General features: G+C 74.8%; 21 protein-coding genes. 4 read left to right on the forward strand and 17 right to left on the reverse strand.

From position 1 onward, the window contains the following. Positions 1-696: a response regulator transcription factor gene (locus JOE68_RS01590; protein WP_204840564.1), complete on the reverse strand. Its 696-nt coding sequence runs from the start codon at positions 694-696 to the stop codon at positions 1-3. 87 nt (positions 697-783) lie between these two features. Here JOE68_RS01590 and JOE68_RS01595 point away from each other — a divergent pair, with 87 nt between their 5' ends. Then, positions 784-1,458 carry a M15 family metallopeptidase gene (locus tag JOE68_RS01595; protein ID WP_204840565.1) on the forward strand — a complete coding sequence of 225 codons (675 nt, stop codon included), beginning with the start codon at positions 784-786 and terminating at the stop codon, positions 1,456-1,458. A 58-nt stretch (positions 1,459-1,516) separates the two neighbouring features. Here JOE68_RS01595 and JOE68_RS01600 read toward each other — a convergent pair whose 3' ends face one another. Both JOE68_RS01600 and JOE68_RS01605 read right to left on the reverse strand, forming a co-directional pair. Then, positions 1,517-2,149, reverse strand: coding sequence for a DJ-1/PfpI family protein (locus tag JOE68_RS01600; RefSeq protein ID WP_204840566.1), 633 nt, complete (start codon positions 2,147-2,149; stop codon positions 1,517-1,519). Positions 2,150-2,188: 39 nt separating this feature from the next. Then, complete coding sequence (locus JOE68_RS01605) at positions 2,189-3,142, reverse strand: GlxA family transcriptional regulator (protein WP_204840567.1); 954 nt, start codon at positions 3,140-3,142, stop codon at positions 2,189-2,191. Between the two features lie 78 nt (positions 3,143-3,220). On the opposite strand from JOE68_RS01605, the gene JOE68_RS01610 reads away from it, so the two are divergent. After that, positions 3,221-3,973 carry an aminotransferase class IV gene (locus JOE68_RS01610; RefSeq protein WP_204840568.1) on the forward strand — a complete coding sequence of 251 codons (753 nt, stop codon included), beginning with the start codon at positions 3,221-3,223 and terminating at the stop codon, positions 3,971-3,973. A gap of 9 nt (positions 3,974-3,982) precedes the next feature. Here JOE68_RS01610 and JOE68_RS01615 read toward each other — a convergent pair whose 3' ends face one another. Then, entirely contained in the window at positions 3,983-4,432 is a 450-nt protein-coding gene (locus tag JOE68_RS01615; protein WP_184688005.1) for an Lrp/AsnC family transcriptional regulator, read from the reverse strand. Continuing rightward, positions 4,429-5,559 (reverse strand): M24 family metallopeptidase, encoded by a 1,131-nt coding sequence (locus JOE68_RS01620; protein WP_204840569.1) that lies wholly within the window; start codon positions 5,557-5,559, stop codon positions 4,429-4,431. Before JOE68_RS01620 ends, JOE68_RS01615 begins: the two co-directional genes overlap by 4 nt. Before the next feature lie 132 nt (positions 5,560-5,691). Between JOE68_RS01620 and JOE68_RS01625 the strand changes: the two genes are divergently transcribed. Beyond that, positions 5,692-6,639, forward strand: coding sequence for a 5'-3' exonuclease (locus tag JOE68_RS01625; protein WP_307819428.1), 948 nt, complete (start codon positions 5,692-5,694; stop codon positions 6,637-6,639). Between the two features lie 273 nt (positions 6,640-6,912). Here the strand turns inward: JOE68_RS01625 and JOE68_RS01630 are convergent, their stop codons facing one another. The 11 genes from JOE68_RS01630 to pafA form a co-directional block, all read right to left on the reverse strand. Further along, positions 6,913-8,112, reverse strand: a complete 1,200-nt coding sequence (locus JOE68_RS01630; RefSeq protein WP_204840571.1) for a GNAT family N-acetyltransferase — start codon at positions 8,110-8,112, stop codon at positions 6,913-6,915. Positions 8,113-8,265: 153 nt separating this feature from the next. Further along, positions 8,266-9,018 (reverse strand): DUF4333 domain-containing protein, encoded by a 753-nt coding sequence (locus JOE68_RS01635; protein ID WP_204840572.1) that lies wholly within the window; start codon positions 9,016-9,018, stop codon positions 8,266-8,268. 103 nt (positions 9,019-9,121) lie between these two features. Further along, positions 9,122-11,878 carry a DEAD/DEAH box helicase gene (locus JOE68_RS01640; RefSeq protein WP_204840573.1) on the reverse strand — a complete coding sequence of 919 codons (2,757 nt, stop codon included), beginning with the start codon at positions 11,876-11,878 and terminating at the stop codon, positions 9,122-9,124. A gap of 63 nt (positions 11,879-11,941) precedes the next feature. Next, positions 11,942-12,823 (reverse strand): diacylglycerol/lipid kinase family protein, encoded by an 882-nt coding sequence (locus JOE68_RS01645; protein WP_204840574.1) that lies wholly within the window; start codon positions 12,821-12,823, stop codon positions 11,942-11,944. Then, positions 12,820-13,713, reverse strand: coding sequence for a twin-arginine translocase subunit TatC (gene tatC, locus JOE68_RS01650; RefSeq protein WP_204840575.1), 894 nt, complete (start codon positions 13,711-13,713; stop codon positions 12,820-12,822). Before tatC ends, JOE68_RS01645 begins: the two co-directional genes overlap by 4 nt. 105 nt (positions 13,714-13,818) lie before the next feature. Continuing rightward, the gene (locus JOE68_RS01655; protein WP_372443258.1) at positions 13,819-14,178 is read right to left on the reverse strand and encodes a twin-arginine translocase TatA/TatE family subunit; all 360 of its coding nucleotides are present in this window, start codon (positions 14,176-14,178) and stop codon (positions 13,819-13,821) included. Positions 14,179-14,212: 34 nt separating this feature from the next. Continuing rightward, positions 14,213-14,479 (reverse strand): bacteriophage holin, encoded by a 267-nt coding sequence (locus tag JOE68_RS01660; RefSeq protein ID WP_204840577.1) that lies wholly within the window; start codon positions 14,477-14,479, stop codon positions 14,213-14,215. A gap of 18 nt (positions 14,480-14,497) precedes the next feature. Beyond that, positions 14,498-15,469 carry a helix-turn-helix transcriptional regulator gene (locus tag JOE68_RS01665; RefSeq protein ID WP_204840578.1) on the reverse strand — a complete coding sequence of 324 codons (972 nt, stop codon included), beginning with the start codon at positions 15,467-15,469 and terminating at the stop codon, positions 14,498-14,500. Further along, positions 15,466-16,449, reverse strand: a complete 984-nt coding sequence (locus JOE68_RS01670) for a helix-turn-helix transcriptional regulator (RefSeq protein ID WP_204840579.1) — start codon at positions 16,447-16,449, stop codon at positions 15,466-15,468. Before JOE68_RS01670 ends, JOE68_RS01665 begins: the two co-directional genes overlap by 4 nt. Positions 16,450-16,519: 70 nt before the next feature. Further along, on the reverse strand, positions 16,520-17,371 hold the full coding sequence (locus JOE68_RS01675; protein WP_204840580.1) for an alpha/beta fold hydrolase: 852 nt from the start codon (positions 17,369-17,371) through the stop codon (positions 16,520-16,522). A gap of 319 nt (positions 17,372-17,690) precedes the next feature. Next, positions 17,691-19,049 (reverse strand): Pup--protein ligase, encoded by a 1,359-nt coding sequence (pafA, locus tag JOE68_RS01680; protein WP_204840581.1) that lies wholly within the window; start codon positions 19,047-19,049, stop codon positions 17,691-17,693. Between the two features lie 116 nt (positions 19,050-19,165). Here pafA and JOE68_RS01685 point away from each other — a divergent pair, with 116 nt between their 5' ends. Beyond that, a complete protein-coding gene (locus JOE68_RS01685; RefSeq protein ID WP_204845864.1) occupies positions 19,166-20,554 on the forward strand; it encodes a bifunctional phosphatase PAP2/diacylglycerol kinase family protein in 1,389 nt (462 codons plus the stop codon). Between the two features lie 784 nt (positions 20,555-21,338). Here the strand turns inward: JOE68_RS01685 and prcA are convergent. Beyond that, positions 21,339-22,163 carry a proteasome subunit alpha gene (gene prcA, locus JOE68_RS01690; RefSeq protein ID WP_204840582.1) on the reverse strand — a complete coding sequence of 275 codons (825 nt, stop codon included), beginning with the start codon at positions 22,161-22,163 and terminating at the stop codon, positions 21,339-21,341. Positions 22,164-22,178: the final 15 nt, after the last annotated feature.

Genomic DNA, 22,178 nt, shown 5'->3' on the forward strand with positions numbered 1-22,178 from the left:
CTACCCACGCCCGTTCCCGTCGCGGCCGGCGCCGACCGCGATGTCGATGCGGTAGCCGACGCCGGGCACGGTGGCGATGAGCCACGGTTCGCCGAGCCGCTTGCGCAGGGCGGAGACGGTGATGCGCACGGCGTTGGTGAACGGGTCCGCGTTCTCGTCCCAGGCCCGTTCCAGCAGCTCTTCGGCGCTGATGACACCGCCTTCGGCGGCGACGAGGACTTCGAGCACGGCGAACTGCTTGCGGGTGAGCGCGACGTAGCGGCCGTCCCGGTAGACCTCGCGGCGGAACGGGTCCAGCCGCAGACCGGCGATCTCCCGCACCGGCGGCCGGTTGTGCGCGCGCCGGCGGTCGAGCGCCCGGAGCCGGAGCACCAGCTCCCGCAGCTCGAACGGCTTGGTGAGGTAGTCGTCGGCGCCGAGCCCGAACCCGGAGACCTTGTCGTCGAGCCGGTCGGCGGCGGTGAGCATCAGGATCGGGATGCCGCTGCCGGAGGCGACGATGCTCTCGGCGACCTCGTCGCCGGTGGGCCCGGGGATGTCCCGGTCGAGGACGGCGATGTCGTAGGAGTTGACGCTCAACAGCTCCAGGGCGGTGTCGCCGTCGCCGGCGATGTCGGCGGCGATCGCCTCCAGGCGCAGCCCGTCGCGAATGGCCTCCGCCATGTAGGGCTCGTCCTCGACGACCAGCACGCGCATGTCCCCGATGCTACGAACGGGCGCATATCGCCGGCATATCGGAAACCGCGTACGTCTTGACAACACCGCGCCGCCTTGGCTGGCGGCATGTCCCACAGCGAACCGGCGCGGGCAGCGGTCCGCCGCACCCGAGCGCCCCTCCTCACCGCCGCCCTGGCCGTCGGCGCGGCGCTCGCCGGCGCCCTGCTGCGCCGATCACCGGCGTTCCCCTCGGCGTCCCGCTCGGCTTCCCCTGCAGCGGCGCCTCCGGCGTCCCCTCCAGCGGCGCCACCCGTCGACGCCCCGCACGGCGACCCGGAGGACGTGCTCGGCGAAGGCGGCGGCGCCCTGCCCCGCGGTGTGACCGTGTTCGACGACCGGTACCCCGGCGTGGCCAACCTCGGCGCCGGGCTGCTGCGGGCCCTGCGCGCAGCGGCGGCCGACGCCGCCGAGGACGGCGTCGGGTTCCACGTCAACAGCGGCTGGCGCTCCCCGCGCTACCAGGAGCGGCTCCTCCGCCGAGCCGTCGCCGAGCACGGCTCGGCGGAGGAGGCCGCCCGGTGGGTCGCCACCGCGGACACGTCCGCCCACGTGGCGGGGAACGCCGTCGACATCGGGCGCTCCGATGCCAGGGCGTGGCTGTCCGAGCACGGCGCCCGCTACGGGCTGTGCCAGGTCTACCGCAACGAGCCCTGGCACTTCGAGTTGCGCCCCGAAGCCGTCGAACGCGGTTGCCCGGCCATGTACGCCGACCCCTCGCAGGACCCCAGGACGCGGCGATGACCGACATCGGGGTCGCGCGGCGCACCAAGCCCCTCCCGCGGCGCCGGCCGGGGCCCGGTCAGGCCGAGCGGCCTTCGAGGGCCGACCGCGCGAAGGCCACCAGCTCGGCGGGCGCGGTCTCCGGCGAGCCGGCGTCGTAGGGCGGCTCGGGGGCGTACTCGATGACCAGCTGGGTGAACTTCGCCCGGTCGTCGCCCCAGATCAGCCCCACGAGGGTGAGCGCCATGTCGATCCCGGCGGACACCCCGGCCGCGGTGATGACGGACCCGTCGCGCACCACCCGGTCGGTGCTCACGACCGCGCCCCGCGCGGCCAGCGCGTCGCGCACCGCCCAGTGGGTGGTGGCCGGGCGGCCGGTCAGGATGCCCGCCTCGGCCAGCAGCGTCGACCCGGTGCACACCGACGTCGTCCAGGTGGCCGTCGGGTGCACCTCGCGCAGCCACGCCGCGACCGCGCCGTCGGCCAGCACCCGCTCCCAGGCGCTGCTGCCGGGCACCACGACGACGTCGGCCCGGTCCAGTTCGCCGAACGTGGTCGTCGGCGCGATCACCAGGCCCGCGTCGGCGGTCACCGGCTCCCCCGTCGCGGCGACGAAGTGCGCGGCCACGCCCTCCTGGTGGGCCAGCACCTCGTACGGGCCGATCAGGTCCAACGCGGTCATGCCCGGGTACAGCACGAAAGCGATTTCCATCGGTCGTTCCCCCTTGCCCTCCACGGTGCGGGCGCGGCCTCATGCCGCGCCCGTGGTGCGGAACCGGTGGCGGTAGCCGCCCGGCGTCACGCCGAGCACCCGCACGAACGCCCGGCGCAGCGTCTCCGCCGAGCCGAACCCGCTGCGCCGGGCCACGACGTCGAGCGCCTCGTCGCCGGACTCCAGCAGGCCGGCCGCCGCCTCCACCCGCGCCCGCTCCACGTACCGGGCGGGCGGCAGCCCGACCCGGCGCGGGAACACGCGGGCGAAGTGCCGGGGGCTCATCGCGGCGCGGCGGGCCATCTCCTCGACCGTCCACCCGGCGGCGGGGTCGTCGGCGATGGCGTCCAGCACGGCGCGCAACCCCGGCTCGCGGACCGCCGGCACGCGGGAGCGGACGCTGAACTGCGACTGCCCGCCGGGCCGCTGCAGGAACACCACCAGCCAGCGGGCCACCAGCCGCGCCAGGGGCGCGCCGTGGTCGTGCTCCAGCAGCGCCAGCGCGAGGTCGATGCCCGCCGTGACGCCCGCCGAGGTGGCCAGCCGCCCGTCGCACACGTAGATCGCGTCCGGCACGACCCGCACCGACGGGTGGCGCGCGGCGAGTTCGTCGCAGTACGCCCAGTGCGTCGTGGCCCGCGCCCCGTCCAGCAGCCCGGCGGCGGCCAGCACGAACGCGCCCGTGCACACCGCGGCGACCCGGCGCGCGGGGCCCGCGAGCCGCCGCAGCCCGGCCAGCAGCTCGGGGTCGCGGGCGGCGGCGGAGAACCCGCCGCCGCCGACCACCACCAGCGTGTCCACCGGCCCGGCCACCTCGCGCAGGTCCTCCGCGCCCAGCGGGACGCCGGACGCGGTGAACCCGCCGCCCACCGCCGCCAGCCGCACCCGGTACCCGCCGCTCACCGCCGCCGCGCCGCGGAACACGTCCACGGGCCCGGCGACGTCCAGCAGCGTCGCGTCCGGGTAGCCGACGACCACCACTTCCCGTTCCACACCGTCCAGCCTCTCCGCGGCCCGCGGTGGCGGCAACGACCCGCGACCCTCGATTCCTGCCACGTTACGGTCGGGCCCGTGCTCAGGATCGAGATCGACGGCGGACCCGCGACCGCCGAGCAGCTGGCGCCCGCCGTGCTGGCCAACTACGGCCACTTCACCGCCATGCAGGTCCGCGACCGCCGCGTGCAGGGCCTGCGCCTGCACCTGCGCCGCCTCGACGCGGCCAACCGCGAGCTGTACGGGGCGGGCCTGGACGGCGACCGCGTGCGCGCCCTGGTCTCGCACGCGCTGGCCGACGACGTGCGCGACGCGTCGGTGCGCGTCGTCGTCTTCGGGCCGGCCAGCGGGTCGGTGCTGGTCGCCGTGCGCGACCCGGCCGCGCCGGCCGACCGGCCGCAGCGGCTGCTGCCGGTGGACTACCGGCGCCCGCTGCCGCACGTGAAGCACCTCGGCGGGTTCGGCCAGGCGCACCACCGCAACCGCGCGCAGGCCGCCGGGTACGACGAGGCGCTGCTGACCACGCCCGACGGGGTGGTGGTCGAGGGCGCGATCACCAACATCGCCTTCTTCGACGCCGCGGGGGTCGTCTGGGCCGACGCGGACTGGCTGCACGGCATCACCATGCAGCTGCTGGAACGCGCGCTGCCCTCCCGGCGGGCCGTGGTGCGGCTGGCCGACCTGCGCTCCTACCGGGGCGCGTTCGTGGGCAACTCCATCGGCGTCGCCCCGGTCTCGCGCATCGGCGACGTGGAGTACGAGGTGGACGCCGCCGCGTTCGCCCGCGTCCGAGCGGCCCTCGACGCGGTCCCGTGGGACCCGTTCGAGTGAGCGCCGGGGTCAGACGGCGGGCGGCCGGTCCTCGTAGGGGGTGGACAGCACGACGGTGGTGCGGGTGGACACGTTGGCCACCTCACGGATCTGCCGCAGCAGCTCCTCCAGCGCGGTCGGCGAGGCCACCCGGACGCGGAGGACGTAGGAGGCGTCCCCCGCGACCGAGTAGCAGGCTTCGATCTGCGGCAGGTGCTCCAGCCGCTTCGGGTAGTCGTCCGGAGCCGCCGGGTCGATCGGGGTCAGCGAGATGAACGCGGTCAGCGGCAGGCCGACCTCGTCGCCGTCCAGCCGCGCGGCGTAACCGCGCACCACGCCCCGCTGCTCCAGCCGCCGCACCCGCTGGTGCACGGCCGACACGCTCAGGCCGACGCGCTCGGCCAGGTCGGTGAAGCTGCACCGGCCGTCGGCCGCCAGCTCGCGCAGGATCGCCCGGTCGATCGGCTCCAGGTTGGTCACGCCGGCAGCACCACCAGCTCGTGCGGCCGGTGGTTGACGCTCTCCACGCCGTCCTCGGTCGCCACGACGATGTCCTCGATCCGCGCGCCCCACCGGCCGGGCAGGTAGATGCCGGGCTCCACGCTGAACGCCATGCCCGCCTCCAGCGGCAGGTCGTTGCCGCCGACGATGTAGGGCTCCTCGTGCACGTCCAGCCCGATGCCGTGGCCGGTGCGGTGCACGAAGAACTCGCCGAACCCGGCGTCGGCGATGACCTCCCGCGCGGCGGCGTCCACCGCCTCGCACGTCACGCCCGGCCGGACCGCCTCCACGGCCGCCCGCTGCGCGGCCTGGAGCACCGCGTAGGTCTCCCACACGTCCTCGTGCCGGGGCTCGCCCAGCACGTAGGTGCGCGTGGAGTCCGAGTTGTACCCCTCGGCGACCGGGCCGCCGATGTCGACCACGACCACGTCACCGGCCTCGATGACCCGGTCGGACAGGCTGTGGTGCGGCGAGGCGCCGTTCGGGCCGGAGCCGACGATCACGAACTCGGCCAGCTCGTGGCCCTCGGCGACGATCGCGGCGGCGATGTCGGCGCCCACCTCGGCCTCCGTGCGGCCGGGCCGCAGCCACTCCCCCACCCGCGCGTGCACGCGGTCGATGGCCGCGCCCGCCTTGCGCAGCGCGGCGATCTCGGCCGCGTCCTTGCGCATCCGCAGCTCGCGCAGGACCGGGCCGGCCAGCACCTGCTCGCCGCCGACCACCTCGCGCAGCCGCAGGTTGTGCAGGGCGGGCATCATGTCCGCCACGGCGACCCGCCCGGTGCCCTTCAGCGCCCGCTTCACCAGCGCGTACGGGTCCTCGCCGTCGACCCAGGTGGCCACCTCGACGCCCAGCGCGTCGGTCGGGACCCCCGCGTAGCCCGGCTGCTCCAGCTTCGGCACGACCAGCACCGGCGGGCCGCCCACCGGCAGCACCAGGCAGGTGAGCCGCTCGAACGACGAACCGCCCGCGCCGATCAGGTAGCGCAGGTCCGAGCCGGGCGAGATGAGCAGCGCGTCCACGCCGGCGACGGTCGCCGCGGTGGCGGCCCGGTCCAGTCGCGCGCGGAGGGCGTCCACGTCAATGGGTCCAACATGGGTCGACATGTCACGGCAGCCTAGTCCTGTGCCGGGCCCGGCACCTCGGCCAGTCCGATGATCGTCGCCCGGCCCGGCCCGGCCCGGCGCGGCGGCCCGGCGCGCGCCGCGCTGTCGCACCCCTCTGGCAAGCTTCCCGGCGTGAGCAAGCCGCTCGTCCTGTTGGACGCCGCCAGCCTGTACTTCCGGGCGTTCTACGCGCTGCCCGAGTCGATGACCGCCCCGGACGGCACACCGGTCAACGCCGTGCGCGGGTTCGTCGACACCCTGACCAGGGTGATCACCGAGCGCGGGGCGGGCAGGCTGGTCGCCTGCCTGGACGCGGACTGGCGGCCGGGGTTCCGGGTGGCCGCGCTGCCCTCCTACAAGGCGCACCGGGTGGCGGCCGGGGCCGCCGACGGCGAGGAGGACGTGCCCGACACCCTCACGCCCCAGGTGCCGATCATCCTGGAGGTGCTGGGCGCGGTCGGCATCGCCACCGCGGAGGCGGCCGGCTACGAGGCCGACGACGTCATCGGCACCCTGGCCGCCCGCGAGCGGACCGACCCGGTGGAGGTCGTCACCGGCGACCGGGACCTGTTCCAGGTCGTGCGCGACGAGCCGACCCCCGTGCGGGTGCTGTACGTGGGCCGGGGCTGGGCGAAGGCGGAGCTGCTCGGGCCCGCCGAGCTGGCCGCGAAGTACGCCCTGCCGGTCGCCGGCGCCGGAGCCGCCTACGCCGGGATGGCGGTGCTGCGCGGCGACCCGTCGGACGGCCTGCCGGGCGTCGCGGGCATCGGCGAGAAGACGGCGGCGAAGCTGATCGGCGAGTTCGGCTCGCTGGACGCCGTGCTGGCCGCCGTGCACGACGGCAAGGACCGCAAGCTGACCACCCGCGCCCGCACCGCCCTGCTCAACGCGCAGGACTACCTGGCCGCGGCCCCGACGGTGGTCAACGTGGCCACCGACGCGCCGCTCACCGTGGACGGCGCGGACGCCGTGCCCACCCACCCCGCCCACCCCGACCACGTGGCCGAGCTGACCCGCCGCTGGGGCCTGGGCAGCTCCCTGCCGCGCCTCCTGGCGGCGATGGAGAAGAGCTGTGTCTGATTGCCGCGACTCCGTCGCGGCGGGGTGGAGCCGCACCGGTGTCGGTGCGTCGCAGCCCGATCTCGACCGATCGAAGGGCGTGATCGGTCGAGATCGGGCCGCGACACACCGACGCGGCTCCACCCGGCGGGGTCGGGTGAGCGCGGCGGAGCCGGGCGGGCGGGGTCGGGTGAGCGCGACGGAGCCGGGCGGGTGGGGCGGAGCCGGGTGAGCGCGGCGAGGGGAGGGTGGGTGGGGGCGTCCGGATGAGTGGACGTCCTGTGCGGCGGCGGGTTAGAAGAAGGTGCCGGACCACGGGGGCTGGGTCACGGCGAAGAGGGTGTCGGCGCGGGTCAGGGCGTCGGGTGCGCCGGTGGTGAGGCGGCCGGTGACGGCCAGTGCGCTGAACGTCACGTCGCCCAGGTACGCCGCCGCCAGGGCCTCCACGTCCACCACGAAGTCCGGCTCCCCGGTGGTGCGCGTGACGCCCGCGGGCGTCACGCGGTACGCGCCCTCGTTCTCCGGCAGGAAGCGGTCGCGCACGCCGATCACCACCGGGTCGCCCGCGCGGTAGGAGCGGGCCGCGAGGGCGGCCTCCACGTCGAGCAGCCGCAGCCACGTCTCGTCCGCCTGGTCCACGACCCGCAGCGCCCGCCGGTCCGCCAGCAGCCACTCCAGCGGCTCGTCGAGCGGCCTGCCCCCGGCGACGACGTCGTCCACCAGGTCGATGCCCAGCACGAACGCCCACAGGTCGGACCACGCGCGCGGCGTCTCCGCCCAGAGGTCCATCACGACCAGCACGGACGGCTTCACCTCGACGCTGGTGAAGTCGCGCGGCACGACCCGGTAGACCACGTACCCGTCGTCGCCGTCCGGGCCGGCGGCCACCGCGACCTTCAGGTCCTCGCCGTGGACGAGGTTCACGTCCCACCAGGCCGGCCACCGCGCGATGGTGCCCGCCCGGCCCGGCGACACGCGCTCGAACAGCGCCCGCGCCGCCTCCGCCGCCGGCTCGCCCGCCACCAGGCGCACCCGCCCCGCGATCGGCAGCCGCGAGCGGGCCCGCGCCCGCTGGATGCGCACCTCGCGGAACCGCGTCGCCACGCCGTAGCCGAACCGCTCGTAGATCAGACCCTCGGACGCCCGCAGCGTCGCCGCGACCTCGCCGGACTCCCGCAACGCCCGCAGCTGCGCCCGCTGGAGCGCGGTCAGCACGCCGCGCCGCGTCCAGTCCGCCCGGACGCCCACCCGGCTCACCGCCGCCATCGGCACCACGGCGCCGCCCGGCACCGCCAGCGCGGAGGGGAACGAGTGCACCGTGCCGATCAGCTCGTCGCCCGCGAACGCGCCGAACGACCGCCCGGGACCGTAGGAGCCCCGAGCGACCTCCCAGCGCTCGTCCGACGCGGGCCCGTGGTGCAGGGTGCCCCTGAACAGCGTGTGCGCGGCCCGGTACCAGGAGTCGTCGAGGACGCGGATGTCGAGATCGGTCATCGGCCGATCGTGCCTCGTCGCCGCTCCCGGCGCGAACGACTTTGCCCCGTGCCGCGGCGACCGGGAGCGAAATCACGTCGGCGCCGGGGCGCGAGCACGACGAGGCCACCCCGTGCGCCGGGGTGGCCTCGTGCCGGGCGCCGCTCGGGCGGGTCAGCCCGTGGGCTGCCCGACCTCGTACTCGCCGTCCGCGGTCTTGACCGTGATCTTCACGTCCTTGTCCTTGCCGCCGATCTTCGCCTTGCAGGTGAAGGTGCGGTTGGGCTCCACCGGGTTCTCACCGGTGCAGGTCGCGCTCTCCACGTCGGAGATCTTGTAGTCGTCCTTGAGGATCTGCACGATCCCGGACTGCACGGACGCGTTGTCGAAGATCTTCTTCTTGAAGAAGCCGGGCGCCACGAAACCGGTGATGCCGACAGCCGCGACCACCAGCACGACCAGGCCCACGACGACCCACAGCACCGCGCCGGACTTCTTCGCGGGCGGCTGCTGCGGCCCGTAGCCGGGCTGGCCGTACGGGTTCTGCTGGCCGAACCCGGGCTGGCCGTACTGGCCCTGCTGGCCCCACTGCTGCTGCGACGGGTCCGGCTGGCCGTAGGGGTTCTGCTGCTGTGACGGGTCCGGCTGCCCGTACGGGTTCTGCTGCTGTTGCGACGGGTCCGGCTGGCCGTACGGGTTCTGCTGGCCGGGGTCGTAGCCGGCGGGGTACTGCTGCGTGTACGGCTGCTGGGGCTGCTGCCCCCACTGCTGCTGTTGCTGCTGCTGCGACGGGTCCGGCTGCCCGTAACCGGGCTGCTGAGCGGGGAAACCACCCGACGGCGTGCCGGGGTACCCACCACCGTAGGGCTGCTGGCCCCACTGCTGCTGCGGGTCGTTCCCTCCGGACGGTCCGTACGGACTGGTCATGCTCGGCCTCCGACGGTCGGTCTGGAAAAAGGGTGTTCAAGGCTTGCGGGCGCGATCAAACCACAGGAGCGCCGGGCGCACCCAGCCACCCCGCAAACCTTTCTCAGACCGTGGCCATCGCCACCACCCCGCGGCGCAGCGCCTCGACGGCCTTGCGCGCCGTCGCGCCCACCGGGTCGCCGCCGCCGACCACGTCCCTGATCTGGTCCAGGAAGTCGATCACCTGCCGGCACCAGCGCACGAAGTCGCCCGCGCCCAGCTCGGTCCCGCTCGCCTCGGACGCGCTGAGCACCTTCTCCAGCGACTCGCCCCGCGCCCACCGGTACACCGGCCACGCGAACCCCGGGTCGGGCTGGCGCGTGCGGTCGAGCCGGTGCCGCCGCTCGTCGTCCTCCAGCTCCGCCCACAGCCGCGACGTCGCCGTCAGCGCGTCGTGCACCTTGCCCGGCGGCAGCCGCGTCTCCAGCGGGCCGTCCCGCCGCGCCTCGTAGACCAGCGACGACACCACGGCCGCCAGCTCCGCCGGGTCCAGGCCGCGCCACACGCCGTGCCGCAGGCACTCCGCGGCCAGCAGGTCCGACTCGCTGTAGAGCCGGGTCAGCCGCTTGCCGTGCTCGGTGACCTCCTCGCCCGGCCCGGTCTCCTCCTCGTGCAGGTAGCCGCGCTCGCGCAGCAGGCCCCGGATGCGGTCGAACTCGCGCGCCAGCGAGTGCGTCGTCGCCGCGACCTTGCGCTCCAGCTGCTCGGTCTCGGCCAGCAGCCGGTGGTACCGCTCGCCCCACCGGGCGTGGTCCTCGCGCTTCTCGCAGCCGTGGCACGGGTGCGACCGCAGCGCGCGGCGCAGCGTCGCCAGCTCGGCGTCGTCGTCGGCGGTCGACCGGCGCCGGCGCAGCGACGGCGCGACGATCCCCGTGTCGCGCAGCGTCGACGCCAGGTCGCGCCGGGACTTGGGCGAGCGCGTGTCCACCTGGCGCGGCAGCCGCAGCCGCCCCAGCACCTCCACCGGGGCCGGGAAGTCCGCCGCCGACAGCCGGCCCGACCACCGGTCCTCGGTCACCACCAGCGGGCGCGCCTCGCCCAGCGGCTCCAGCCCGGGGTCGATCACCACGGCCAGGCCCGACCGGCGGCCCGTCGGCACCGCGATCACGTCGCCCTTGCGCAGCCGCTCCAGCGACGCCGCCGCCTCCGCCCGCTTGGCCGAGGAGTTCTGCCGGGCCAGCGCCTTCTCCCGGTCGACGACCCGCCGCCGCAGCGCGGCGTACTCGGTGAAGTCGCCCAGGTGGCAGCTCATCGCCTCGGCGTAGCCGGCCAGCGCCTCCTTGTTGCGCTCGATGCGCCGCGCCAGGCCCACCACCGACCGGTCGGCCTGGAACTGCGCGAACGACTGCTCCAGGATCTCCCGGGCCGCCGCCGCGCCCAGCTGGTGCACCAGGTTGACGGCCATGTTGTAGCCCGGCCGGAACGACGACCGCAGCGGGTAGGTCCGGGTCGAGGCCAGCCCGGCGACCGCCTTCGGGTCGACGCCGGGCTGCCAGACCACCACCGCGTGGCCCTCCACGTCGATGCCCCGCCGCCCCGCGCGGCCGGTCAGCTGCGTGTACTCGCCCGGGGTGAGGTCGACGTGCGCCTCGCCGTTGTACTTGACCAGCTTCTCCAGCACCACCGTGCGGGCGGGCATGTTGATGCCCAGCGCCAGCGTCTCGGTCGCGAACACGACCTTCACCAGGCCGCGGACGAACAGCTCCTCCACGGTCTCCTTGAACGCCGGCAGCAGGCCCGCGTGGTGGCTCGCGATGCCCCGCTCCAGCGCCTCCCGCCACTCCCAGTAGCCCAGCACCATCAGGTCGCCCTGCGGCAGGTCGCGCGTCTTGTCCTCGATGACCTCGCGGATCTGCTCGACCTCGGCCTCGGAGTTCAGCCGCAGGCCGGCCCGCACGCACTGCCCCACCGCCGCGTCGCAGCCCGCCCGGCTGAACACGAAGTCGATCGCGGGCAGCAGGCCCGCGGCGTCCAGCCGCTGCACGACGTCGACCCGCGACGGCGGCTTGAACCCCGACCCGCGCGGCGGGCGGCCCTTGTTGTTGCGGTTGCGGCTCCACGGCACGTGGAACCGCGCCAGGTCCTCGGTGTGGCGCAGCAGCTGCGGGTTGATCCGGGCGTGGCCGTCGGGGGCCTCGCCCGCGAACAGGTCCAGCATCCGGCCGCCGGCCAGCATGTGCTGCCACAGCGGCACCGGCCGGTGCTCGTCGACCACCACGGTGGTGTCGCCGCGCACCTCGACCAGCCACTCGCCGAACTCCTCGGCGTTGCTGACCGTGGCGGACAGGCTCACCAGCCGCACCGACTCGGGCAGGTGGAGGATGACCTCCTCCCACACCGGGCCGCGGAACCGGTCGGCCAGGTAGTGCACCTCGTCCATGACCACGTAGGCGAGGCTGCCCAGCGTGGCGGAGTTGGCGTACAGCATGTTGCGCAGCACCTCGGTGGTCATCACGACCACGGGCGCGTTGCCGTTGACCGAGGTGTCGCCGGTCAGCAGGCCGACCTCGGCGCTGCCGTAGCGGGCCACCAGGTCGGCGTACTTCTGGTTGGACAGCGCCTTGATCGGCGTGGTGTAGAAGCACTTGCGGCCCTCGGAGAGGGCCAGGTGGACGGCGAACTCGCCGACGACGGTCTTGCCCGCGCCGGTGGGCGCGCACACCAGCACGCCGTGCCCGTCCTCCAGGGCCTCGCAGGCGCGCTGCTGGAAGGGGTCGAGCTCGAAGGAGAGCACCGAGAGGAAGTCGGTCAGCTTGGGCCGGGCGGAACGGCGGCGGGAGTCCGCGTACTGGCCGGCCGGGGACCGTGGAGCACTTGACACCCCCCAAGGCTGTCACAGACCACCGACAAAAGCGCTCCTGATCCGGGCGCGCCGCCCGCGGCCTCAGCCGGGCGCCGGCGGCGCGACCACCGCCAGGGCCGCTGACCTGCACTCCACCCGCATCGGCAGGCCGTGCAGGCGCTCGCCGTCGGCGTAGCCGACCCAGGCCGGGCCGGACAGCCGCACCGACCGGGCGCGCAGGGTCCGCACGGCCGGGTGGCCGACGTGCCGCCCGGCGCGCAGGGTCGGGAGCATCCGCAGCAGGGTCCGGCGGGGCGCGGCCCCGACCACGGTGAGGTCGAGCAGGCCGTCGGCCGGGTCCGCGTCCGGGCACACCGGGATGCCGCCGCCGTAGCTGGTGGTGTTGCCCACCGCCACCAGCAGGGCGTCCAGCTCCAGCCGCTCGTCCGCGGTCCGCACGACCAGCGGCCCGGGGCGCAGGGCGGCCAGCTCCGCCAGGATCGCCAGGTCGTAGCGGCGCGGGCCCGCGGGCCACCGCAGCGCGTTGGCCCGCTCGTTGACCGCCGAGTCGAAGCCCGCGCACAGCACGGTGGCGAACCACCGGCCGCCGGCGGACCGGCCGAGGTCCAGCGACCGGGTGGAGCCGGCGCGCAGGGCGGCCACCACGTCGTCCACGCCGGTGACGCCCAGAGCCGTCGCGAGGTCGTTGCCGGTGCCGGCGGGCACCACGGCCAGCGCGGTGGGCGTCCCGGCGCACGCCTGGACCGCCAGGTGCGCGCCGCCGTCGCCGCCGAGCACGACCAGGACGTCCACGCCGTCGTCCACCGCCCGCCGCGCCGCCGCGGCCGTGCCCGCCGCCGAGGGGGCGACGTGCAGGTCCAGCGAGTCGACCGCGGTGCGCAGCCGGGCGGCCACGGTGCCCGCCACCCGCGCGGCCCGCCCCCGCCCGGAGGCGGGGCAGACCAGCAGCGCCGCGCGCGTCACGTGGCGTCGTCGTAGCGGACCCGGTGCGGCTCCTTCGGCGCCACCGAGTCGGTCACCGGCTCCTCGATCGGGGTCGGCGTGTAGTCGAACGGGGCCGCCTCGTCGTCGGACAGCTCGTCCAAGCCCTCGGCCCGGCGCCGGCGCGCCGCCCGCCGGTCGTGCACGCGGGCGATCTGGATGGCCAGCTCGAACAGCAGCGTCAGCGCGACGGCCAGCACGATCATGGAGATCGGGTCGGCGCCCGGCGTGGCGATGGCCGCGAAGACGAACAGCGCGAACACGATGCCGCGCCGCCACTTGCACAGCTTGGCGTAGCTCACCACGCCGACCTGGTTGAGCATCACCACGATCAGGGGCAGCTCGAAGCTCACCCCGAAGATCAGCAGCAGCGCCAGCACGAAGTCGATGTAGTCGCCGGCCGACAGCGCCGTGAGGAACTGGCTGTCACCGAAGCCGAGGAGCACCACCAGGCCCTGCGGGACCACGTAGAACGCCAGGGCGGCGCCGAGCACGAAGAGCACCGAGGCGCAGCCCACGAAGATCAGCGCGAACTTGCGCTCCTTCGCGTACAGGCCGGGCGCGATGAACCGCCAGACCTGGTAGAGCCACAGCGGCGCGGTGACCGCCATGCCCGCCGCGGCGCCCACCTTGAGCTGGATCAGGAAGCCCTCGAAGACCTTGGTCTGGAGGAGCTGGCACGTCCCGCCCTGGTTGAACCGGTCGCTGTCGGGGATGCCGCAGTAGGGCGCGATCACGACCTCACCGAGGCTGGGCAGGCCGAAGATGTGCCACCCCCACCAGAAGAAGCCGAAGATCGCACCGATGGCGATGATCAGCAGCGCCAACCCCAGCCGGTGGCGCAGGTCGTACAGGTGGTCCTTCAGCGACATGGTGCCGTCGGGGTTGCTCCGACGACTCGTCAGCCTGCGGCGCGCACGCCGCTCCGACCACCACCGAACGGGCTTTGCCCCCACGGTGCGGACCGTCCTTCTGGTCTAGTTCTGCTTGTTCTGGAGGTTCTGGGCGGACTGCTCGATCGGCTGCGCCACCTGCGGCTGCTGCGCCACCTGGGGCGCGGCGGGCTGCTGCGCGACCTGGGGCTGCGCGACCTGGGGCTGCGCGACCTGGGGCTGCGCGACCTGGGGCTGCGCGACCTGCGGCTGGGCGACCTGCGGCTGGGCGGGCGGCAGCTGCTGGGGCGCGGGCTGCTGGACGGCCGTGTTCGGCTGCGCGGCCTGCGGCTGGTCCTCGTCGTCGCGCAGGCCCTTGGTCTCGGCCTTGAGGATCTTCGCCGAGCGGCCGAGCGAGCGCGCCATGTCGGGCAGCTTCTTCGCCCCGAACAGCAAGATGATCACCACAGCGATGATGATCAGCTCAGTAGCTCCGAGGTTACCCACGGTAGTCCTCCTTCATCCCCCGGTCCGTCGATGGTACGCGGGGTCCGCCCCTGAGGGCCCGGTCCGGACGCCGTTCGGCGACGGCCACCCCGAGCGCGGCGAACCGCGCCCGCAGCAGACCGGCGCCGTCGCCGACCCTGTTCCCCACCAGAGTGCTTGCGGCGCGGAAACGACGCAAGGATCGGAGGACCCGGACCAGGACGACGATCAAAAACACCATCCCGACCAGCAACAACACCAGGCTCGGCAAGTACGGCACGGCATCACCGTATAGGGCTCAGGTTGCCGGGAGGTGATCCGCCCGGCGCAATGCCGCCTCCGCCTGTCGGGCGACCGCCGCGACCAGCTCGGCCGGCTGCTCGACGCGCACCTCGCCGCCCAGGCCGAGCAGCAGGCGCACCATCCAGGCGGTGTCGGAGTAGCGCATGAGGACCCGCGCGCGGCCCTCGGCCAGCTCGGTCAGCGCGTCCACCGGGTAGTACTCGGCCACCCAGCGCGCATCCGGTTCCAGCACCAGCACGGCCGTCCGCTGGGAGGGGTCGGGGCGGAACAACCCCTCCGAGGTGTCGGTCGGCTCGGCGTGCGGCGGCGGGCTGGCGGGCTCGTCGAGCACGTCGACGGCGTCTATCCGGTCCAGTCGGAACAGCCGAACGCCGTCGGCGACCCGGCACCACGCCTCGAGGTAGCTTCGGCCTTCCACCAGCAGCACCCGCATCGGGTCGACCACCCGGTCGGTCACCTCGTCGCGGGAGGGCGTGTAGTAGCGCAGGTGCAGCGCCCGGCCGCGGCGCACGCCGGCGGACACCGCGTCGCGCACCAGCGCGGTCTCCGGGGCCTCCCGCACGGCCAGCCCGACCGCGACGCCCGCCGGTCGCGCCTGGCCGACGGCGGCCTCGATCTTCGCCACGGCCCGGCGCACCGCGGCGGTGTCGGCGACGCCGGGCGTCTCGGCCAGCGCCCGCAGCGCCACCAGCAGGGCCGTCGCCTCGGCGGCGGTCAGCCGCAGCGGGCGGCTCATGCCCGCGTCGAAGGTGACGGTGACCGTCTCGCCCTCGAACGACAGGTCGATCAGGTCGCCGGGCCCGTAGCCGGGCAGGCCGCACATCCACAGCAACTCCAGGTCGCGCCGCAGCTGCCGGGGCGTCACCTCGAAGTCGGCGGCGGCCTCCTCGATGGGGATGCCGGGCCGGGCCAGCAGGTAGGGCACCAGGGCGAGCAGGCGGGGCAGCCGGTCGGCGGAGGCGTTCACGCGCGCACCCCCGCCCCGCGCAGCGCGCCCAGCAGCTTCTCCCGCACGGTCTTGGCCAGCACCTCGGGCTCCAGCACCAGGACGTCCGCGCCGAACCCGGCGAGCCAGCTCGCGGCCGAGTCCGGGAAGCGCAGGTCGATCTCCAGCAGGTCGCCCGCGACCCCGTCGAACTCCTGCTCCCCCACGACCCGGGCCCGCCGGCGCACGCCCTGCGCCCGGTCCCGCGCCACCCACAGCTTCGCCACCGCGACCGGCTGCCGGGACGGCTCGCTGCGGGCGACGAAGCTGAGCAGGTCCACGTCGTCGGGCCGCTGCACGACGCCGGCCCGGCCTTGGGGCCGCACGTCGCCGACGATCCGCGAGAGCCGGAAGCAGCGCGGCGCGCGGCGGTCCCGGTCGTGGCCCACCAGGTACCAGCGACCGCGCCAGGCCACCACGCCCCACGGCTCCACGGTGCGCGTGCGCACCTCGACCGGCACGGGGCGGCGGTAGTCGAACTCGACCACCCGCCCCTCCTGCACGGCCGCCAGCAGCGGCGGGAACGCGGGCTCGCTGGTGCGGACCCTGGGCTCGACCGCCACCTGCACGTCCGGGTCGACGTCCACGCCCGCGGCGCGCAGCTTGATCAGCGCGCCGTGCGCCGCGCCGGTGAGCTGCGGCGAGTCCCACAGCCGCGCGGCCAGCGCCACCGCCGCCGCCTCGTCCGGCTCCAGGTCGACGTCGCCCAGCTCGTAGTCGCGCCGCGCGATGCGGTACCCGTCCGGTCCCTCGACCCCCGCGTTGCGCCCGATCTCCAGCGGCACGCCGAGGTCGCGCAACTCGGTCTTGTCGCGTTCGAACATGCGGAAGAACGCCTCGTCCGTCGCGGCGTCGGAATAGCCGGGGACGATGGCGCGGATGCGCTCGGCGGTCAGGTACTGCCGGGTGGAGAGCAGGCACAGCACCAGGTTGACGAGCCGTTCGGCACGTGCGATGGCCACCGGTGAACCCTAACCCCGTCCGGCCGCGCCGCCGCGCACCTCCCCACCCCAACCCGACCGGGTGGCCCTTTCAGCTGCTCCCGGCCAGGAAGCCCCGGACCTCGGCGGCCAGCTCCTCCGGCACGTCCTCCGAGAGGTGGTGGCCGGAGTCCAGGCCGCGCCCCCGCACCCGCGGCGCCCAGTCCCGCCACACGCCCAGCACGTCGCCGTAGAGCGAGGGCAGGTCGTCGCCCTCCGCCCACAGCACCAGCACGGGGCAGCCGATCCGCACGCCCGCGGCCAGGTCGGCGTCGTCGGCGCGCCGGTCGACGCCCAGGCCGGCCCGGTAGTCCTCGACCATGGCGTGCACCGTGTCGGGGTCGTGCATCGCCCGCAGCGTGTCCTCGTCCACCGGCCGCTCGGCGGTGCGGTACCAGGCGTCCGGGTCGGCGAGGATCACCCGTTCGGGCACCTCGGGCTGGGCCAGGAAGAACCAGTGCCACCAGCGGCGGGCGAACTCCGGACCGCACCGGGCCAGCGCGGACCCGATCGGCACCACGTCCAGCGCGACCAGGTGCGTGACCCGGTCGGGGTGGTCGAGCGCGAGGCGCGTGGCGACGTAGCCGCCCCGGTCGTGCCCGACCACCGCGAACCGCTCGTGGCCCAGCTCCCGCATCAGCGCCGCGCAGTGCCGCGCCATCGCCCGCTTCGAGTGCGGCTCGTGGTCGGGCGCGGTGGGCGGTTTGCCCGACTCGCCGTAGCCCGGCAGGTCGGGGCACACGACGGTGTGGTCGCGGGCGAGCAGCGGGGCGACGTGCCGCCACGTGGTGTGGGTGCGGGGGTGGCCGTGCAGCAGCAGCACGGGCGGCCCGGAACCACCCGTCCGCACCCGCAGCTCCACCCCGTCGGCAGGGACCCTGGCCAGTGTGAAGTCGGTGAACACACCACCTGCTACCCCCGGCGGCGGGCGTGGAAACGATCAGCCCTCCGGCCGGCTCGCGCCCGTGCGCCTGCCCCTGGCCGGGGCGCCGACCCGGCCCTCACCGACCGACCGGCAGCCGCCCAGCGCGGTCGGCGGTGCCGGACGCGCCGGAGTCCGGACGCGCCGGGGTCGGACGCGCCGGCGGTGACCGCCGTCGGACGGGTGCAGCACCCGCGCCCCGCCGCCGGTCGCGATCCAGGCGTCCCGCCCCGGCCGGGACGCGGGGAGGGCCCTCCACGGGGTGTCCACCCCGTGGAGGGCCCTCCCCCACCCGCTACCGCTAGAGGGAGGAGATCAGCCGCTCCACCCGCTCGTCCACCGCGCGGAACGGGTCCTTGCACAGCACGGTGCGCTGCGCCTGGTCGTTCAGCTTGAGGTGGACCCAGTCGACGGTGAAGTCCCGCCCGGCGGCCTGCGCGGCGGCGATGAAGTCGCCGCGCAGCTTGGCCCGGGTGGTCTGCGGCGGGGTGTCCTTGGCGGCCTCGATCTCGCCGTCGTCGGTCACCCGGTCGACCTGCCCCTTGCGCTGGAGCAGGTCGAAGACGCCCCGGCCGCGCCGGATGTCGTGGTAGGCGAGGTCGAGCTGCGCGATCCGGGGGTTGGACAGGTCCATGCCGTGCTTGGCCTGGTACCGCTCCATCAGCCGGTACTTGATCGCCCAGTCGATCTCCCGGTCGATCTTGGACAGGTCCTCGGACTCGACCGCGTCCAGCGTGCGGCCCCACAGCTCGAGCACCCGCTCGGCCATCGGGTCCGGCGCCCGCTTGCCCACGTGCTCCACGGCCCGCTCGTAGTACTCGCGCTGGATGTCCAGCGCCGAGGCTTCCTTGCCGCCGGCGAGGCGCACCGTGCGCCGCCCGGTCAGGTCGTGGCTGATCTCGCGGATCGCGCGGATCGGGTTGTCCAGGCTGAAGTCCCGGAACTGGACGCCCTGCTCGATCATCTCCAGCACCAGGTTCGCGCTGCCCACCTTGAGCAGCGTGGTCACCTCGGACATGTTCGAGTCGCCGACGATGACGTGGAGCCTGCGGTAGCGCTCGGCGTCGGCGTGCGGCTCGTCGCGGGTGTTGATGATCGGGCGCGACCGGGTGGTGGCGCTGGACACGCCCTCCCAGATGTGCTCGGCCCGCTGCGACAGGCAGTACACGGCGCCGCGCGGGGTCTGGAGCACCTTGCCCGCGCCGCAGATCAGCTGCCTGGTCACCAGGAACGGCAGCAGCACGTCGGCGATCCGGGAGAACTCCCCGGCTCGCGCGACCAGGTAGTTCTCGTGGCAACCGTAGGAGTTGCCGGCGGAGTCGGTGTTGTTCTTGAACAGGAAGATGTCCCCCCCGATGCCCTCGTCGGCGAGCCTGCGCTCGGCGTCGACGAGCAGGTCCTCGAGGATCCGCTCACCAGCCTTGTCGTGCGTGACGAGCTGGGCCAGGTCGTCGCACTCCGCGGTCGCGTACTCGGGGTGCGACCCCACGTCCAGGTAGAGCCGAGAGCCGTTGCGCAGGAACACGTTCGAGGAACGGCCCCACGAGACGACCCGGCGGAACAGATAACGCGCGACCTCATCCGGGGACAGCCTGCGCTGCCCGTGGAAGGTGCAGGTCACCCCGAACTCAGTCTCAATGCCGAAGATCCGCCGCTGCATCCCTCAACAGTAGGCGCATCCGGCGCTTTCCTCAGTGATCCAATCGGGCGGCACGCGGATTTCGCGGATAACGTTCCAGTGTGCTCCGACGAGTGAACCGCCTGGACCAGGCCCTGATGAGGCGTTCCGCCCAGCTCCCCGCCACATCCCTCGATCAGGGGATGAAAAAACTCTCCCGGGCGGCCAACCACAGCGCGCTGTGGTTGGGCGCCGCCGCCGTGCTGGCCCTGGGCAGGGGCAAGCCCCGCCGCTCGGCGCTGCGCGGCGTCGCGGCGATCGCGGGCGCCAGCGCCGGCGCCAGCCTGGTCGCCAAGCGCCTGTTCCCCCGGCGCAGGCCGGCCGCCGAGCTGGTGGACGTGTCCCGCCGGCTGACCAAGCGGCCGACGTCGTCCTCGTTCCCGTCCGGTCACGCGGCCTCGGCGGCGGCGTTCACCACGGCGGTGGCGATGGAGTCGCCCGCGCTGGGCGCCGTGGTCGCCCCGGTGGCGGCGGCCGTGGCGTACTCGCGGGTGCACACGGGCGTGCACTGGCCGTCGGACGTGGCCGCGGGCGCCCTGATCGGCCTCGGCGCGGGCCTGCTGACCAGGCGCTGGTGGCCGATCGGGCGGGAGGACGCGGCCTCCGCCCGCGACCACCGCGAGCTGGAGGCGCTGGTCGACGGCGAGGGGCTGGTGGTCGTGGTGAACCCCGGCTCGGGCCTGGGCGGCGACCCGACCGAGGAGATCACCCGCGAGTGGCCCAAGGCGCGGGTCGTGTCGATCGACGACCTGGACGCGGTGCTGACCGACCACGACCCGCGGGCGCTGGGCGTGGCGGGCGGCGACGGGTCGGTGGCGGCCGTCGCGGCGCTGGCGGCGGCGAACCGGCTGCCCCTGGTGCTCATCCCGGCCGGGACGCTGAACCACTTCGCGCGCGACGTGGGCATCACCGGGCTGGGTGATGCGGCGCGGGCGGTCGCCGCCGGTGACGGCGCGCTGGTCGACCTGGCCGCGGTGACCGTGGACGGCGAGGGCCCGCGCTGGTTCGTCAACACCGCGTCGCTCGGCGGGTACCCGGACATGGTGCGGCTGCGCGAGCGGCTCCAGGACCGCTGGGGCAAGTGGCCGGCGGCGGGGATCGCGATGGCGCAGGTCCTGCGCACGTCCCGGCCGCTGCGGGTGGAGCTGAACGGCGAACCGCACCTGGTGTGGATGCTGTTCGTGGGCAACGGGCCGTACCGGCCGAAGGGCTTCGCGCCGACCATGCGCCCGGCGCTGGACGCGGGGCTGATGGACGTGCGCTACATCCGCGCCGACACGCGGTTCTCCCGGACCCGGTTCTTCATCGGGGCGCTGCTGGGCTCCCTGAACCGCAGCCGCACCTACCGGCACCTGGAGACGCGGTGGCTGGACGTCCAGGTGCTCGACGCGGCGGTGGCGATCGCGACGGACGGCGAGGTCGGGCCGACGGGGTCGAGGTTCGAGTTCCGCTCGCGCCCGGCGGCCCTGGCGATCTACCGGCCGTGACCGGCCGGCCCCGGTGCCGGGGCCTGTGGCGAGGCGGGGGCTGCCGACGGGAGCGCTGGTCGGGGGTGCGGGGCGGGACGGACCGACGCGGGGCAGAGCGGACCAGCGCGGGTCAAGGCGGAACGGAGCGGGCCGGGCCAGGGCGGAGCGGACCAGGCCGGGGCGGGGCGGGGCGGGGCGGACCAGGCCGGAGCGGAACGGAGCGGGCCGGGCCAGGGCGGGCCGGGCCAGGGCGGAACGGAGCGGACCAGGCGGGGCGGGGCGGGGCGGACCGCGGCAGGCCGGAGTGGAGCGGGGCTGAGCGGGGTGGGCTCACAGGCGTGGCGGCTGCGGGGCGAAACCGCAGGCGAGGCGGTGTGAGCCAGGCGTGGCGGTGCGGGCGCGTGGCGGTGCGGGGCGAGGTCGCGGGTGTGGCCTCCGGCCCCCGGCACCATTGTCCCATCGGCCACCGACAGTTCCAGGCCGCCGAGCTGAGAGGCGACACCCAGCCGGGAAGTACCGCCGAGGGGGTCTTCGTCGGGGCGAGGTCGCTGCCGGGGGTCTTCGCCGGGGCGAGGTCGCCGTCAGGGGTCTTCGTCGGGGCGAAGTCGTCGTCGGGGCGAAGTCGTCACCGGGGGTCGTCGCCGGGGCGAGGTCGCCGTCGGGAGTCTTCGCCGGGGCGGGGTCGTCGCCGAGGTGGGAGGCGAGGCCCGGCGTCCTGCCGGCGAGGCAGGGCGGCGGCGCGTTGGTCATGGCACGAGGAAGGCCCCCGGCGCGGTGCCGGGGGCCTTCCGCTCGTCGTGCGCTACTTCTCTTCGTCGTTCGGCGGCAGGTTCACGTCCGTCACCGGCTTCGGCTCGGCCTCCCCGGCCGGGGTGTCCGCCGCGGCCCCGGACGTGGTGTCGGCCGGGGTGTCGGGCGAGGCCGCGGCCGCCAGCAGCGGTGCGAGGACCGCGCCGGCGATGCGGCGGAACGCGCGGTGCGGGCGGTCGCGCTCCAGGACCGCCACCTCCAGCTTGGGCTGGTCGAGCAGGTCCGGCTTGCCGTTGCCGGTGCTGGTGCTGCCCGTGCTGAGCGCCCTCACCGCGACCCGCACGGCGTCGGCCAGCGACAGGTTCTCGGCGTAGGCGTCCTTCAGGGCGTTGCCGGTCGCCTCGGCCTGGCCGCCCATCACGACGTACTGCGGCTCCTCCACGATGGAGCCGTCGTAGGTCAGCCGGTAGAGGGTGTCCTGCTCGGGCGCGGTGCCGACCTCGGCGACGCAGATCTCCACCTCCAGCGGCTTGATCTGCTCGCTGAACACCGAGCCCAGCGTCTGCGCGTAGACGTTGGCCAGCGACCGGCCCGTCACGTCGCGCGGGTCGTTCTGGTACCCGCGGATGTCGGCGAAGCGGATGCCGGCCTGCCGCAGGTTCTCGAACTCGCTGTAGCGGCCGACGGCGGCGAAGCCGATGCGGTCGTAGATCTCCGAGACCTTGTGCAGGGTCGCGGAGGGGTTCTCCGCCACGAACAGCACGCCGTCGGCGTAGCGCAGCACGACGACGCTGCGGCCTCGGGCGATGCCCTTCCTGGCGTACTCCGAGCGGTCCCGGAGGATCTGCTCGGGTGAGGCGTACAACGGCATCGTCACTGGTGCGGCTCCTGG

It is taken from the genome of Saccharothrix algeriensis, assembly GCF_016907655.1.
GTDB classification, from domain to species: Bacteria; Actinomycetota; Actinomycetes; order Mycobacteriales; family Pseudonocardiaceae; genus Actinosynnema; species Actinosynnema algeriense.

Excerpts from the sequence above, each read along its gene's own strand:
- JOE68_RS01595 (WP_204840565.1), top strand. The coding sequence starts at position 784 with ATGTCCCACAGCGAACCGGCGCGGGCAGCGGTCCGCCGCACCCGAGCG.
- JOE68_RS01590 (WP_204840564.1), bottom strand. The coding sequence starts at position 696 with ATGCGCGTGCTGGTCGTCGAGGACGAGCCCTACATGGCGGAGGCCATT.
- JOE68_RS01600 (WP_204840566.1), bottom strand. The coding sequence starts at position 2,149 with ATGGAAATCGCTTTCGTGCTGTACCCGGGCATGACCGCGTTGGACCTG.
- JOE68_RS01630 (WP_204840571.1), bottom strand. The coding sequence starts at position 8,112 with ATGACCGATCTCGACATCCGCGTCCTCGACGACTCCTGGTACCGGGCC.
- JOE68_RS01635 (WP_204840572.1), bottom strand. The coding sequence starts at position 9,018 with ATGACCAGTCCGTACGGACCGTCCGGAGGGAACGACCCGCAGCAGCAG.
- tatC (WP_204840575.1), bottom strand. The coding sequence starts at position 13,713 with ATGTCGCTGAAGGACCACCTGTACGACCTGCGCCACCGGCTGGGGTTG.
- JOE68_RS01620 (WP_204840569.1), bottom strand. The coding sequence starts at position 5,559 with ATGTCGACCCATGTTGGACCCATTGACGTGGACGCCCTCCGCGCGCGA.
- pafA (WP_204840581.1), bottom strand. The coding sequence starts at position 19,049 with ATGCAGCGGCGGATCTTCGGCATTGAGACTGAGTTCGGGGTGACCTGC.
- JOE68_RS01685 (WP_204845864.1), top strand. The coding sequence starts at position 19,166 with ATGAGGCGTTCCGCCCAGCTCCCCGCCACATCCCTCGATCAGGGGATG.